13 protein-coding genes are annotated in these 14,428 nt (G+C 70.8%); 4 read left to right on the plus strand and 9 right to left on the minus strand.

Translation table 11 applies throughout. The features are described from left to right. Positions 1 to 516 precede the first annotated feature (516 nt). From ABZX02_RS43485 to ABZX02_RS43500, 4 genes are read right to left on the minus strand one after another with little or no spacing between them, the layout of a single operon-like run. Positions 517 to 1,152: an alpha/beta hydrolase gene (locus ABZX02_RS43485; RefSeq protein ID WP_355307890.1), complete on the minus strand. Its 636-nt coding sequence runs from the start codon at positions 1,150 to 1,152 to the stop codon at positions 517 to 519. 9 nt (positions 1,153 to 1,161) lie between these two features. Continuing rightward, positions 1,162 to 3,798 carry an FtsX-like permease family protein gene (locus tag ABZX02_RS43490; RefSeq protein ID WP_355307891.1) on the minus strand — a complete coding sequence of 879 codons (2,637 nt, stop codon included), beginning with the start codon at positions 3,796 to 3,798 and terminating at the stop codon, positions 1,162 to 1,164. Continuing rightward, positions 3,795 to 4,499 carry an ABC transporter ATP-binding protein gene (locus tag ABZX02_RS43495; RefSeq protein ID WP_355307893.1) on the minus strand — a complete coding sequence of 235 codons (705 nt, stop codon included), beginning with the start codon at positions 4,497 to 4,499 and terminating at the stop codon, positions 3,795 to 3,797. The genes ABZX02_RS43490 and ABZX02_RS43495 overlap by 4 nt, the downstream gene beginning before the upstream one ends. Next, positions 4,496 to 5,041: a PadR family transcriptional regulator gene (locus ABZX02_RS43500; RefSeq protein ID WP_355307895.1), complete on the minus strand. Its 546-nt coding sequence runs from the start codon at positions 5,039 to 5,041 to the stop codon at positions 4,496 to 4,498. Before ABZX02_RS43500 ends, ABZX02_RS43495 begins: the two co-directional genes overlap by 4 nt. A 111-nt stretch (positions 5,042 to 5,152) precedes the next feature. Between ABZX02_RS43500 and ABZX02_RS43505 the strand changes: the two genes are divergently transcribed. Beyond that, positions 5,153 to 5,791 (plus strand): GNAT family N-acetyltransferase, encoded by a 639-nt coding sequence (locus ABZX02_RS43505; RefSeq protein WP_355307897.1) that lies wholly within the window; start codon positions 5,153 to 5,155, stop codon positions 5,789 to 5,791. On the opposite strand, the gene ABZX02_RS43510 is transcribed toward ABZX02_RS43505, so the two are convergent. Continuing rightward, entirely contained in the window at positions 5,781 to 6,389 is a 609-nt protein-coding gene (locus tag ABZX02_RS43510; RefSeq protein WP_355307898.1) for a maleylpyruvate isomerase family mycothiol-dependent enzyme, read from the minus strand. The genes ABZX02_RS43505 and ABZX02_RS43510 overlap by 11 nt on opposite strands. 78 nt (positions 6,390 to 6,467) lie before the next feature. On the opposite strand from ABZX02_RS43510, the gene ABZX02_RS43515 reads away from it, so the two are divergent. Next, positions 6,468 to 6,887, plus strand: a complete 420-nt coding sequence (locus ABZX02_RS43515) for a MarR family transcriptional regulator (protein ID WP_355307900.1) — start codon at positions 6,468 to 6,470, stop codon at positions 6,885 to 6,887. A 5-nt stretch (positions 6,888 to 6,892) separates the two neighbouring features. Continuing rightward, positions 6,893 to 7,720: a hypothetical protein gene (locus ABZX02_RS43520; RefSeq protein ID WP_355307902.1), complete on the plus strand. Its 828-nt coding sequence runs from the start codon at positions 6,893 to 6,895 to the stop codon at positions 7,718 to 7,720. Here the strand turns inward: ABZX02_RS43520 and ABZX02_RS43525 are convergent. From ABZX02_RS43525 to ABZX02_RS43540, 4 genes are read right to left on the minus strand one after another with little or no spacing between them, the layout of a single operon-like run. Further along, positions 7,717 to 9,237, minus strand: a complete 1,521-nt coding sequence (locus ABZX02_RS43525) for a glycerol-3-phosphate dehydrogenase/oxidase (protein ID WP_355307903.1) — start codon at positions 9,235 to 9,237, stop codon at positions 7,717 to 7,719. The two genes, ABZX02_RS43520 and ABZX02_RS43525, sit on opposite strands and share 4 nt — an antisense overlap. Beyond that, positions 9,230 to 10,699 (minus strand): glycerol kinase GlpK, encoded by a 1,470-nt coding sequence (gene glpK / locus ABZX02_RS43530; protein ID WP_355307905.1) that lies wholly within the window; start codon positions 10,697 to 10,699, stop codon positions 9,230 to 9,232. The genes ABZX02_RS43525 and glpK overlap by 8 nt, the downstream gene beginning before the upstream one ends. A gap of 52 nt (positions 10,700 to 10,751) precedes the next feature. After that, positions 10,752 to 11,507 carry an IclR family transcriptional regulator gene (locus ABZX02_RS43535; protein WP_355307907.1) on the minus strand — a complete coding sequence of 252 codons (756 nt, stop codon included), beginning with the start codon at positions 11,505 to 11,507 and terminating at the stop codon, positions 10,752 to 10,754. 40 nt (positions 11,508 to 11,547) lie between these two features. Then, a complete protein-coding gene (locus tag ABZX02_RS43540) occupies positions 11,548 to 12,912 on the minus strand; it encodes a phosphatase PAP2 family protein (RefSeq protein WP_355307910.1) in 1,365 nt (454 codons plus the stop codon). 116 nt (positions 12,913 to 13,028) lie between these two features. Here ABZX02_RS43540 and pafA point away from each other — a divergent pair, with 116 nt between their 5' ends. Next, positions 13,029 to 14,387, plus strand: coding sequence for a Pup--protein ligase (gene pafA, locus ABZX02_RS43545; protein ID WP_355307909.1), 1,359 nt, complete (start codon positions 13,029 to 13,031; stop codon positions 14,385 to 14,387). Positions 14,388 to 14,428 lie beyond the last annotated feature (41 nt).

Here is a 14,428-nt window from a genome sequence, read left to right on the forward strand (position 1 = left end):
GTCAAGTCGACGAAAAGCGTGTCGACTTGACACCCCTACTCAGGTGCAGCAAGTGCTATGGCGCGACTCGTGATGGGACCCCACCGCCCCGGAGTCTTGGCAAGAGACTGCTCGCCTTCGGCATCGCAGACGCCACACGGCTCGCCTGCGGCGTCGCACCGGTCACGCGGCTCGCCGCCGCGCCGATCGCATGGCTTGCCTACGGCGTCGCACCGATCGCATGGCTTGCCTGCGGTACCGCGCCGATCGCATGGCTCGACCGCGGCATCGCGCCTGTCGCACGACATGCCTGCGGCATCGCGCCGATCACACGGCTTGCCTGCCGCGTCGCACCGATCGCACGACTCGCCTGCGGCATCGCGCCTGTCGCACGACACGCCCGCGGCATCGCACCGATCACGCGGCTCGGCTCCCGCGTCGCACCAGCTGTGCGGCTCGCCTTCGGTGTCGCGGGACTGTCAGACCTGCTCTGTACGTTGGGTCGCGGGGGATCCTTTCGCGAAGGGGACGCCTGCGTCAGCGTGCGTAGGCTGCCAGCAGGGTTGCCAGCTCGTCCGGTTTGCTCAGGGACGCGCAGTGGCCCGCCGCCAGCTCCACCGGCACCACGCCGTCCAGGCGGTCCGCGATCACCCTGCGCATGAACGTCGGTGTGAAGAAGCGGTCCTCCGTGCACAGGATGAAGTGCGTCGGCACGTCCGGCCAGTTGTCCAGGGGCCACGGCTTGGCCATCGGGGTCTCGGCCATGCCTCGTTCCCTCCTTTGCGCTTCTGCCGCCAGGTCTGGTGGGACGTCGTGGAAGAACGCGTCCTCCAGGCCCGGGTCCTCGTAGCCCGTGTTGTCCCACCAGTCGCCTGGTGCCTCGCCCGGTGCCGGGATCATGGCTGAGACCAGCACCAGGGCGGAGGCGTTGAGGCGTTGTGCGGCCAGTGGGGCCACGAAGCCGCCGAACGAGTGGCCCACTACCACCACGTCCTCTGTGGACGGGAGGGCCTCGACCAGTGTCGTGGCCCAGTCCGTCAGGTCTTTCGACTCGTCTTCGATGGGGAGGTCCGGCGCGACTGCGGTGTGGCCCTTGGCCTGCAAGGCCTTTGCTACCAGGTGCCACGACCAGCCCACGTCGCCCCCTCCGTGCGCTATGGCGAAGGTGGTCATGGGGGGAGGCTAATCGCGTCGTTCGATCGGGAGGCGGGATCTGGTGAAGAGGGCCGCGCCCAGCATTGCCACGGCTGGGACGAGGAGCAGTGAGATCGCCATGTTCTGCCAGGGGATGGTCAGGGGGTTCAGTGGTGGTTGGGGCCAGAGGTCGGCGTAGCCGGCGTTGAGGGCGGACAGGAGTGCCAGGGCCGAGGCCGCGCCTGCTGTCGTGCCGAGGAGGCCGCCCAGACCGGCGATCACGCCTGCCTGGCTCAGGGACAGGAGTTTGCGGAGGGTGGGGGTGGCGCCCACTGCTGCGAGGGTGGTCAGGTCTCTTCGGCCGTCCGCCGCTGCCAGGCCTGTGGCCAGGGCCGCGGCCGCGAGGGTGATCAGGCCTGCCACCAGGCCGAGGATGGTCAGGGCCTGCTGCACGTCGGACTCCGTTGGGCGGTCGACGTGCACTTCGTACTCGCCGCCGAGGGCTGCGGTCAGGGCGTCTTGTTCGGCTTGGGTGGGCATGCGGGTCGTGGTGGCGTAGGTGACGAACGTGGAGGTGCCGAAGCCCAGGGAGCGTGCGGTTTCCTCGGTCATCACGGCCAGCGGGGCCGGGTGGCGTTGTGGTGTGGCGTGGCCTGGGACCGGGGTTGTCGTGGACTGCGGGCCGGTGGCCAGGAAGACCTCGCCGCGGGAGAGGAGGTCCGGGTCGTTGACGACGGTCTTGCCCTCGCGGAGTGCTTTCTGGGCCGCTGGTACGTCGTCCGGTGTCAGGTGGAGCAGGGATTGGACGGCTTCCGGTCTTGCGACGACCAGGAAGCCGTCCGGGGTGGTGTAGGTGCCGAAGTAGCGGTGGGTTCTGCCCACGCCGGCGCAGCGGGGGTCGGAGAGGGCGGACTTCTGTTCCGCGTCGGTGGGTTCCCGGCGCAGGACGTCGTGGACGTACGGGCATTCGCGGTCCGCCGGTGGGCGGATGTGGGCGAAGCACTGGCCGCCGTCGCACGCCAGGAGCTTGAGCTCGTGGGCCTCCGCCGCCGGGGTGGTGGTGCGGATGGCGGTGGCCACCGAGGCCGGGACGGGGTTGGTGCCGGGTTTCGAGAGGTCGTCCAGGCGGAAGACGCTGACGTCGCCCATGCTGCCCGCGAGCTGGCCCGCCTCCTGCTGGGACTGCGAGGTCAGGATGACGCTGACGGCGACCGCGCCGATGACCGCGGCCATGACCGCCGAGATCGCGGGGGCCGCCGCCGTGCGGTTGCGGGAGGCGTCGCGCAGGGCGATCCGCAGTGCGACCGGGAGCCAGCGGCCCGCCTTCGCCAGCAGGCCCAGCAGGGACGGGGTGCAGAGGACCAGGCCCACCTCGGTGAGGATCAGGGCGATCAGGATGCCGACGAACTGCATCTGGAACGCGCTGAGGACTCCCGCGGTCACGCCTGCGGCGACGAGGGCGAGGCCCAGGACGAGCCAGCGGCGGCGGGAACGGGTGATGCCTCGTCTGCCCGCGAGGGCCGTCACCACGTCCTGGCGCGAGGAGATCCAGGCCGGGACCAGGGCCGCGAGAACGCCGGTGACGATCGCCAGCAGTGCCAGGGCGGCCAGGGCGGAGGGGAAGAAGCGCAGGGCGCCGAAGCGTTCGGCGAGAAGCCATTCGACCAACGGGCGGGTTGCTGTCGCGGTCACGACGCCCAGGACCACGCCGCCCAGCGCCGCCAGCGCGCCCATGACGACGCCGTCCGCGAGGACGATGCGGCGGACGTGGGCGGGGGAGCCACCGACCGCGGCCACCAGGGCCAGGTCGCGTTTGCGGCGGCGGGCGCCCACGGCCATGGCCGAGCCGGCCAGCAGCGACATCTCCAGCACGGCGAGGCCCGCCACCAGGACGAGCACCTCGGCGCCGACCTCGTTGGAGTCGGAGAACTCCGGGTAGAGCTCGGAGGCGGGTGGCAGGTCCTTCAGGACGGCGCGGGACAGGGCCGTGACACCGGACCGGTTGAGCTCCTTGACCTTGGACCACGGCAGCGGCGTCGTCACCAGCCAGGAGCGGTCGGTCCGCTCGAACGTGCCGGGCAGCGCCACGACCGTGGTGTTGTCGAGCCGGTCCGGTTCCTCGATCACGCCGACGACGGTGAACGTGCGGCCGTCCTCGGTGGTGAGGGTGCCGCCGAGCGTGGCGCCGGTGCGGTCCACCGCCGTGCGGGACAAGGCGATCTCGGTGCCGGTGGAGGCCGGGCGGCCCTCCAGCACGGTGATCATGCCGTGGGTGAGCGGGTTGGTCAGGTCGAGCATGCGGACGGCGGCGCGGCCGACGCCCGCGGTGGTGCGGAGGTTGACGCCGCCGCGTTCGACGGGGACCAGGTCGGTGCCGGGGAGCAGGGCGCGGAGGCGCTCCTCGGACGGCGTCTCTGCCTCGGTGTTCGTCGTCGGGATGGCGGTGTCCCTCGTCGGCTGCTGGATGACCGGGCCGCGGAAGGGCCAGCTGACCAGGGCCTCGGCGGCGCCCATGCGGCGGGCGGCCTCCTCGTCCGGGGTGAGGGTGGTCGAGTCGTGGACGATCGCGGTGAACGTCAGCGCGGCCACCGGGACCGCGATCAGGGCGACGACCAAGGCCGAGCGACCGGCGGACCGGCGGGCCTCGCGGGAGGCGATGCGCAGTGCTGCGCGCCATCCGCTCACGGCGTGCTCAGCAGTTCTTCTGGCTGGTCGCGGGCCGAGACGTCGACGACGACCCCGTCGCGCAGGAAGACCACGCGGTCCGCCCAAGCGGCGTGGCGGGCGTCGTGCGTGACGAGCACGGCGGCGGCTCCGGCGTCCACCTTGGACCGCAGCAGGCGCAGGACCGTCTCGCCGGTGCGGGAGTCGAGGGCGCCGGTCGGCTCGTCGGCCAGCACGAGGCGGCGTTCGCCGATCAGGGCGCGGGCGATGGCGACGCGCTGCTGCTGGCCGCCGGACATCTCGTCGGGGAACCGGTCGGCGTAGCCGTCGAGGTCCACTTCGGACAGTGCCTTCTCGGCCTGCTGACGGGACCTGCGGACGCCGTCGAGGTCGAGGGGGAGCGCGACGTTCTCGGCGGCGGTGAGGCTCGCGATGAGGTTGAGGTCCTGGAAGACGTACCCGATCCGCTTGCGTCGCCAGGCGGCGAGCTGCTTGCGCGACAACGACTGCAGGCTCGTGCCGTCGACCAGCACCTGGCCGCTCGTCGGGCTGTCCAGGCCGCCGCAGAGGTTCAGCAGCGTCGACTTGCCGGAGCCGGACGGGCCCATCACGGCGACGAGCTCGCCGGGAGCGACGGTGAGGGAGATGCCGTCGAGGGCGTTGACGGCGGTCTCGCCCGTGCCGTGGACGCGGTGCACGTCGCGCATTTCCAGCACAGTCATCTCGGCACCTCGACGTCGGTCGTCGCGGGCACGGGCTTCGGCTCGTAGCGCAGCAGGCTCGCCTCGCAGTGGTCGAGCCAGCGCAACTCGGCCTCCGCCTGGAAGATCATCGCGTCGAGCACGAGCAGCCACGGCAGGTCGCCCGGCTGGGTCTTGAGCCGCGTGTACTCCTGCAACGTGCGCATGGTCGCCGTGCGCTGGGTCATCACGACCTTGGCGACGTCGACGCCTGGCGTGGTGATGGCGAGGGCGAGCTTGATCGCCACCTCGTCACGGGGGCGGTCGCCGCGCTGCACCGGGGTGGCGAACCACTTCTTCAGCTCGTCGCGGCCGTGCGCGGTGATCTCGTAGGGCCGCTGGCCCTCGTTCTCGGGGAGCGCGGCCACCAGGTCGTCGCGCTCCAGGCGCGACAACGTCGTGTAGACCTGCCCGATGTTCAACGGCCACGTGCCGCCGGTGGCCGAGTCGAACGCCGCCCGCAGCTGGTAGCCGTACATGGGCCCGCGCTCCAGCAGCGCGAGCAGACCGTGTTTGACCGACATACCTACTGAGTATGCATACCGAGTATGTTCCTGGCAACCGGTGACGCCGGAACTCGCGTGCGTGCGGCCCCGGCATCCGGAACCCTGGTGCTACCGGGTGGACGAGGTGAGGTGGGCAGCGTGGTCGGCGCCGCGCGTGGGGGACCGGGAAGACTGAGCCTGCTGGGGACGGCGGAGAGCGCCGGTGCGCACCGCGACCCCCGTGCACCGGTGGAGGTCCGCGACTACGACCCGGCGGACGAGCCGTCGTGGCTGCGCTGCCGGGTGCTGGGACTGCTGGGGACGACCTGCTACGACGACGTGTGGCCGGCCAAGCGCCGGGCCGACCTGGAACTCGTCGCGGTCGACGGCGCCGTGGCCGGGTTGCTGGACGTGTCGGTGCCGGGGGAGCGGGCGGCGATCGAGACCGTGGTCGTGCACCCCGACCACCGCGGCCGGGGCGTCGCCACGGCACTGCTCGCGGAGGCGGTGCGGCGGCTGGAGCGGTGCGGCGTGCGCTCGGTCGACGCGTGGACCCGCGAGGACGAACCGGCGCTGAGCTGGTTCGCGCGCAACGGTTTCGTGGAGGAATGCCGGTACCTGCAGGTGTACGCCTCGCCCGCGGAGGTGGGCACGGTGCTGAGCGTGAAGCACGGGCTGGAACCGGTGAGCGCGTTCCTGCACGCCCGGATCGAGCGGGAAACCGAGATGCGCCAGCGGTTCGAGCGCGTCCACGTGTGCCGCAGGCTGGTGCGCGAGCTCAGGCCGTGATGCCGGTCAGTCGCGGGATCGTCGCCGTGCGCCCGGCGAGCAGCATGACCAGCGCCTCGATCGGCCCGCTGATCTCCGCGCCCTCGCCGGCGGACCAGTCGGTGTCGGTCGCGACGAGGCGGTGTCCGGCGAGCCGGCGCCGCGCGTGGAACGGGAACCCGATCCGCCACAGGTCGTCCGCCGAGACCCGTGCGGCGTCGATCGGCATGTGGCGTTCGATGCCCAGCGGGATCGCCATGTCCTGCGCGTGCACCATGCAGTCCATCAGGGCGTTCTTGAGGGTCTGACCGGGTGCGAGCGTGTGGTGCCCGACCGCGCCGCGCACGTTCGCGACGATCTCCGCCGTCGGTCTGCGTGCCTCGGCGCGGGCGGTCTGGTCGACCATGCGGTTGAAGCTGCCGCGAGCCCGGACGAAAGCCTTGAACGCCATGCCCACGCTGACGCGGTTCGCGAGGGAGAGGTGCCCGGCGACCTCGCGCACGGTCCACCCCTCGCACAGCGACGGGTAGGTCCACTCGACGTCCGTCAGGCCCGCGAGCAGGTCTGCCGTCGCCGCGCGTTCGGAGTCGATCGTCTGCCAGATCTGCGCCTCGTCCATGTCGCTCTCCTCTTGATTTAGTTCGAGAGGCTGACTACTTTAATCAGAGAATCTGACTAGAACAAGGGGAGCCAACGGGTGAACATCGGTCTGCTGCTCTTCATCCCGTCCCGCGCGGTGGAGAACCGGATCCTGGCCGCGGTCGTCGAGGCGGGGTTCGAGATCACCCAGGCGCAGGCGCGGGTGCTGATGCGCGTCGGCCCGGACGGAACGCGCCTGACCGAGCTCGCCGAGGCGGCGCAGGTGACCAAGCAGACCGCGGGGTTCCTGGTCGACCAGCTGGAGAAGGCCGGGTACGTGGAACGGGTGCCCGACCCCTCCGACGGCCGGGCGCGGCTGGTGCGCGTGACCGACAAGGCCCAGGAGGCCGTCCCCGTCGCGGACGCGGAGATGGCGAGGATCGAGGCGGAATGGGAACAGCACATCGGCAAGCGCCGCATGGCGCAGCTGAGAGAAGCTCTGGACATGCTCGGCGAGATCACCGATCCCTACCGCTGACCCGCGTGGTGCCGGTGGCGTTCGACCCGGTCGCGCCGACGACGGCGGCGGTTTACCGCGTGGTGTCGGCGGGGGAGACGGCGTTCGTCAAGGTCCTGCGCCGGCCGTACATCCCCGAGCAGTTCAAGGAGGCCGTCGGCGAGTTCCCCTGGCGCGACGAGGCGGAGTTCCTGCTGTCGGACTTCGTGCTGCCGCCGGGGATGCGGCGGCCGCGCGTGCTGCGGGTGGACGACCTGGGCGACCGGATCGCGTTGTGGCTCGAGGACGTGCGCTGCGCCGACGTCGAGTGGGACCTGCCCCGGTTCCGGCGGGCCGCGCTCGCGCTCGGGCGGTGGGCGGGACGCCGGTTCGGTGGCAGGCCCGGCCGGGCGTTGCGCGCGTTGTACGAGGGCGGACTGGTGCGGGACGCGTTCCTGCGGCCGCACTGCACGGAGCTCGCCCGCCGCATGCCCGAGCTCGTCGCACGGCTGGAGGCGCTGCCCCAGGCCACCGGGCACAACGACGCCTGTCCGCAGAACCTGTTGGTACCGCGGGAGGATCCGGAGTCGTTCGTGGTGATCGACGTCGCCTGGCAGACCCCGAACCCGGTCGGCGCGGACCTCGGTCAGCTGCTCGTGGGGCTGGCCCACACCGGGCGGACCCCGGTCTCGGAGCTGCCGCGGATCCGCGAGGTCGTCATCGACGCCTACCTCGACGGGCTGAGGCTCGAGAACCGGTGTGTGACACGGGAAGAGGTCGTGCTGGGCTGCGACGGGATGCTCGCCGTGCGCAGCGCGTTCCACTCGGCACCCGAACTGACCGAGTACCTCGTGGAACGCGCCATGGCCCTCTAGGAGGCCAGCAGCTCCGACACCCTGGTGCGCACCTCGGGGGAGTCGAGCCCACGCACCATCACGGTGGTGCGACGGCGCAGTACATCGTCCACTTCGGACGCCCACTCGGTGCGGCGGGCGTGCTCGACCTGCGCCCAGATGTCCGGGCCGTCGGGGTGCACGCGCTCCAGCAGCGCCGGGTTCTCCAGGCCCAGGGCGACGACCTCGTGCGACGTCGTGCCGTAGTGCGTGGCGAGGTGGCGCACCACGTCGTCGGGCAGCGCGTCGAAGGCGTGGCCCAGCACGGAACCCACGGTGTCGGGCTGCGCCGAGCCGGGCAGCGCCACGCCGTCCAAGGGGCCGTCGAACGTGCGGCCGAGCTCGGAGTTCACCCGCTCCAGCACGGTGGCGCCGATCTTGCGGAACGTCGTCCACTTGCCGCCGGCCACGCTGATCATGCCGCCGGAGCCCGCGGTGATCACCGTCTCGCGCTTGGCGTGCGAGGTGTCGCCGGGACCGCCGGGCAGCACGCGCAGGCCCGCGAACGTGTACGCGATGCGCGAGCGGTCCAGGCCGGTGACCGCCGTGCCCGCCTCGTCCAGGATCTGGTCGACGTCGGCGTCGGTGCAGGCCACGGCGGCCGGGTCGCCGTCGTAGGCCTCGTCGGTCGTGCCGAGCAGGAGGTGGCCCTCCCACGGGATTGCGAACGACACGCGCACGTCGTCGACCGGGATCGTCAGCGCGGCCTTCCACTCCGAGGTCTGCCGCAGCACCAGGTGCGAACCCTTGGACAGGCGGATCGACGGGTCGGCGGACGGGTCCTCCATGCGCCGCAGCACGTCCAGCCACGGGCCGGTCGCGTTGACGACCACACGAGCGTCCACTCCGAACTCGCCGAGCGAGTCGCGCAGGTCCACACCCGTGACCTTCGCACCGGTCTTGCGCAGGCCCACGACCGAGATGTGGTTGAGCAGCACGGCACCGGCCTCGGCGGCGGCACGGGCGGCGGTGATCGCCACGCGGCTGTCGTTCATCTGGTGGTCGTAGTACATCGCGGCACCGCGCAGACCGTCGGCGCGCAGGTCAGGCACCCACTCCACAGCCCTGCGCGCCGACAGCACCTTCCCCATGCCGTCGCCGAAGCCCGACAGCGCGGAGTACAACGTGACGCCCGCGCCCAGCACGAACCGGCTGTGCGGGCCGCCCTTGTAGACGGGGACGAGGAACGGCAGCGGGCGCACCAGGTGCGGGGCCAGGCGGTCGCCCAGCGCGCGCCGTTCCTTGTGGTTCTCGTGCACCATCGGCACGGCCGACGGGCCCATCGCGAGGTAGCGCAGGCCGCCGTGCACGAGCTTCGAGGACGCGGACGACGTGGCGCCCGCGAAGTCGCCGCTCTCGACCAGGGCGACGCGCAGGCCGGAGCGGGCCGCGGCCCACGTGGTCGCGATGCCCAGGATGCCGCCGCCGACCACGACGACGTCGAACTTGCCGTGCTGCAGCTCTTCGCGAGCCCTGATGCGCTGTGTTGAGTCAGTCATCGTCCTCGTCCATCCACCCGACGGTCCGCTCGACCGCCTTCTTCCACTTCCGGTAGCCCTTGTCGCGGGCGGCCGGTTCCATCGACGGCTCCCACTCGGCCGCCTTGTGCCAGTTGGCCTTCAGCTCGTCGGTGGAGCTCCAGTAGCCCACCGCGAGGCCGGCCGCGTACGCCGCGCCGAGGCACGTCGTCTCGGCCACGATCGGGCGCACCACCGGGACGTCCAGCACGTCGGAGAGGAACTGCATGAGCAGGTTGTTCGCCGTCATGCCGCCGTCGACGCGCAACGTCGTGAGGTCCACACCGCTGTCGGCGTTCATCGCGTCCACGACCTCGCGGGTCTGCCACGCCGATGCCTCCAGCACGGCCCGTGCGAGGTGTCCGCGCGAGATGTAGCCCGTCAGGCCGGCGATCACGCCACGCGCGTCACTGCGCCAGTGCGGTGCGAAGAGTCCGGAGAACGCGGGCACGAAGTACGCACCGCCGTTGTCGTCCACGGTCCGTGCGAGCGTCTCGATCTCGGCCGCCGAACTGATGAGGCCGACCTTGTCGCGGAACCACTGCACCAGCGCGCCCGTCACCGCGACCGCGCCCTCCAGCGCGTACGCCGCCGGCTCGTCACCGATCTTGTAACCGACCGTGGTGAGCAGGCCGTTCTCGCTCAACACCGGCTTGTCGCCCGTGTTGAGCAGCAGGAACGCGCCCGTGCCGTACGTGCACTTGCCCTCGCCCGGCTGGAAGCAGGTCTGCCCGAACAGCGCGGCCTGCTGGTCGCCGAGCGCCGACGCCACGGGGACACCCTCGTAGTCGCCGTACACCTCGGAGGAGGAACGGATCTCGGGCAGCATCGCGCGGGGCACGTCCATCGCGTCCACGAGCTCGGAGTCCCAGTCGAGGGTCTCCAGGTTCATCAGCATCGTGCGCGACGCGTTGGTGACATCGGTGACGTGGCGGCCCGTGAGGTTCCAGATCAGCCACGTGTCCATGGTGCCGAACAGGACTTCGCCGCGTTCGGCCCGTGCGCGCAGTCCGTCGACGTTGTCGAGCAGCCAGCGCAGCTTCGGGCCGGAGAAATAGGTGGCCAGCGGCAGTCCGGAGCGGTCGCGGAACCGGTCCTGGTCGCCGAGGGTCTTGATCAGCGCATCGGTGCGTGTGTCCTGCCAGACGATCGCGTTGTGCACGGGCTCGCCGGTCGCTTTGTCCCACACGACCGTGGTCTCGCGTTGGTTCGTGATGCCGAACGCCGCTATGTCGCTGAGCGAGAGAGAGGCGTGCGCAAGGGCGTCACGCACGGCGGCCTGCACGTTCGTCCAGATCTCGGTCGCGTCGTGCTCCACCCAGCCCGGCTTCGGGAAGATCTGCCGGTGCTCGCGCTGGGCGACCGACACGATCCCGCCGGACTGGTCGAACACGATGCACCGGGACGACGTCGTGCCCTGGTCGATCGCCGCGATGTAGGCCACGTGCACACTCCTCTGTGTGAACCATTCGACAATGTCGAACGATTCCACAGTACTACCAGGAGAGCCCACCCAGCTCCCTGGAGACGCTGCGAGCTGCCTCACGTACGTAGGAGACGAGCTCGAGCCGCGGCGGCTGGTCGGGGGAGTCGCACAGCCGCTCGACCGGTCCGGAGACACCGATCGCGCCCACCACCACGCCCCGCCGGTCGCGGATCGGGGCGGCGACCGAGGCCTCTCCCTCGACGAGTTCGTGCAGGTCGTAGGCCCAGTCGCGGTCACGGACCCGGTCGAGGTTGGCGGCGAGCCGGTCCGCGTCGAGGGTGTGCCGGGTGAAGGGCTGCAGCTCGCCGTCCGGCCATTCGCCGAACGCCGCCAGGGCCTTGCCCAGGGCCGTCGCGTGCCACGGCAGCAACGCGCCGGTGTCGAGTGTCTGCCGGCTGTTGTCCGGCCGGAACACGTGATGCACGACGAGGACGTGCTTGCCGTGCATCACGCCGATGCGCACCGCCTCGCGCGCCCGCATCGCCAACGTGTCCGACCAGTTCAGCGCCTTGGCGCGCAGCTCGTTGCCGTCGAGGTAGCTCGTGCCGATGTGGAACAGCGCGGCGCCCAGGCGGTACTTGCCGCCCTCGACCTCCTGCTCGACGAACCCGACCTCCTGCAGTGTCCGCAGGATGCCGTGCACCGTCGGTTTCGCCAGGTCGAGGGCGCGCGCGATCTCGCCGACGCTCAGCTGGTGCGCGCCGCCGTGAGCGAGCAGCTTCAAGACCTCGGCCGCGCGCTGGATGGACTGGATGGGTCCGGGCACGCACCCCACTCTAGCTGCGCACGTTCGACAATGTCGAACACTAGGGTCGATAGATTCCTAGAGCGGCTGCCCGCGAGCGGAACTTGAAGTGGTTGCCCCGCTCGCGGACCTCGCCGTCCGTCGCGATCGAGATGGGCGGGCCGTGCACCTCGACGTTCAGCGAGGCCACTTCGAGGTGCTTGTACATGCGCGAGTGCTCCAGCGCGCCGAGCAGCGCGCCGATGAAGAACCGGGTCCGCGAGTACTTGCGGTCCGCCCGGACGTACCGGACGTCGAGCAGTCCGTCGTCCAGGCGCGGCCGCATGGTCGGCGCGAAGCCCTTCGGCCGGTACGGCCCGTTGCCGACGAACAGCAGCCAGACGAGGTGCTTGTCGCCGTCGATGGTGATGTCGAGCGGCTTGGCGCGTTGGAGCACCCGGAACAACGCCAGTCCGGCCGCGGGCCACTTGCCCCAGCGCTTCTCCATCTTCTCGCGGATCCGGACCATGTCCGGGTAGCCGCCCAGGGACGCCGTGTTGACGAACCACTGGTCGTTGACCTGCGCCAGGTCCACCCGCACGCCCACGCCGTCGGCCACCGCCTGCGCGGTGTCGTGCAGGCCGGTGATGCCCACGTCGCGGGCGAAGTGGTTCAGCGTGCCGGAGGGGATGAGCACCATCGGCAGGTCGCGTTCGGCGGCGATCGCGGCCACGGCGGCCACGGTGCCGTCGCCGCCCGCCACGCCCAGCGCCTTCGCGTCCGGCAGGTCGTCGAGCTGGTCGACCGAGACGACCTGCGCCTTCGGCCACTCCTCGGTGATCTGGGGCGTCGGGTCAGGGCCGACGCCGGAGAAGGGGTTGACCACCACGACCAGGCCGTCGCCGTCCTGCAACGACGTCAGGTCGGCGTGTTCGTAGGCCGACGCGGGCTCGTTCAGCCCGAGCGGCCACCAGCGGCGGGTCAGGAACGCGGCGCCGACGCCGACCGCCGCGCCGGCCGCGACATCGGTCGGCCAATGAACGCCCGTGTGAACGCGTGAATAGGCGACGGCGGCCGCGATGGGGGCCACGACGGCGCCTGCTTTGGGCGATTCCAGCGCCACCGCCGTGGCGAAAGCGGCCGCTGACGCGGAGTGACCGGACGGGAATGACGACGACGTCGGCCGCTTCGACAGCCTGCGGTCCACCGCGAGCAGATCCGCGGCGGGCCGACGGCGCGGGAAAAGTGACTTCCCGACGAGGTTCGCGCTGGCAGAGGCCGCGGCGATGGCCGCGACACCTCTCAGCGCACCACGCCGGAACGGCCCTTTTCCGGCAGCCAGAATCGCCGCGATCACGAACCACAGCAGACTGTGGTTGGCGGCTTTCGAAAGCCGCTTCAAACCCCTGTCGAGCCTGCTCGGACGCAGTCCGGCCGAGGACGCCATGAGCTTCTTGTCGAGAGCGCTGACCCGTTTCCACACACCTCCGACACTAAACCGCAACCGGCGTGCCGCCCGAACGGATCACCCTGCTCCGCCGTCATGTCGCCTACTGTTGAGGGATGCAGCGGCGGATCTTCGGCATTGAGACAGAATTCGGGGTGACCTGCACCTTCCACGGGCAGCGTCGTCTGTCCCCGGACGAGGTCGCGCGGTACTTGTTCCGCCGGGTCGTCTCCTGGGGGCGTTCTTCCAACGTCTTCCTGCGCAACGGTTCCCGGCTCTACCTGGACGTCGGCTCTCACCCGGAGTACGCCACGGCCGAGTGCGACGACCTGGCCCAGCTCGTCACGCACGACAAGGCGGGTGAGCGGATCCTCGAGGACCTGCTCGTCGACGCCGAGCGCAGGCTCGCCGACGAGGGCATCGGCGGCGACATCTTCCTGTTCAAGAACAACACCGACTCCGCGGGCAACTCGTACGGCTGCCACGAGAACTACCTGGTCGCACGGGCCGGCGAGTTCTCCCGCATCGCCGACGTGCTGCTGCCGTTCCTCGTGACCCGCCAGCTGATCTGCGGCGCCGGCAAGGTGCTGCAGACCCCGCGCGGCGCCGTGTACTGCCTCTCGCAGCGCGCCGAGCACATCTGGGAGGGCGTGTCGTCCGCGACGACCAGGTCCCGCCCGATCATCAACACCCGCGACGAGCCGCACGCCGACGCCGAGCGCTACCGGCGCCTGCACGTGATCGTCGGCGACTCGAACATGTCCGAGGTGACGACGCTGCTGAAGGTCGGCAGCGCGAACCTGGTGCTCGAGATGATCGAGCAGGGCGTCCAGTTCCGCGACTTCTCGCTGGACAACCCGATCCGCGCCATCCGCGAGATCTCCCACGACCTGACCGGCCGCCGCACCGTCCGCCTGGCGGGCGGCAAGGAGGCCTCGGCGCTCGACATCCAGCGCGAGTACTACGAGAAGGCCGTCGAGCACTGCGCCAAGCGCTCCCCGGACCCGATGGCCGAGCGCGTCCTCGAACTCTGGGGACGGACGCTGGACGCCGTCGAGTCCCAGGACCTGACGAAGATCGACCGCGAGATCGACTGGGCCATCAAGAACCGCCTGATGGAGCGGTACATGGCCAAGCACAACATGGACCTGTCGAACCCGCGCATCGCCCAGCTCGACCTCGCCTACCACGACATCCGCCGTGGTCGCGGCGTGTTCGACCTGCTGCAGCGCAAGGGGCAGGTCGAGCGGGTGACCGACGACGGCGAGATCGAGGCCGCGAAGGACACCCCGCCGCAGACCACGCGCGCGAAGCTGCGCGGTGACTTCATCGCGGCGGCGCAGGCGGCCGGGCGCGACTTCACCGTGGACTGGGTGCACCTGAAGCTGAACGACCAGGCGCAGCGGACGGTGCTGTGCAAGGACCCGTTCCGGGCGGTGGACGAGCGGGTGGAGCGGCTGATCTCGTCGCTGTAGAGGGCTTGTGAACGCCGCGAGGGGCGCGCTCCGGGTGGAGC

Origin of the sequence: Lentzea sp. NPDC003310 (assembly GCF_040610935.1) — a bacterium.
GTDB lineage: Bacteria > Actinomycetota > Actinomycetes > Mycobacteriales > Pseudonocardiaceae > Lentzea.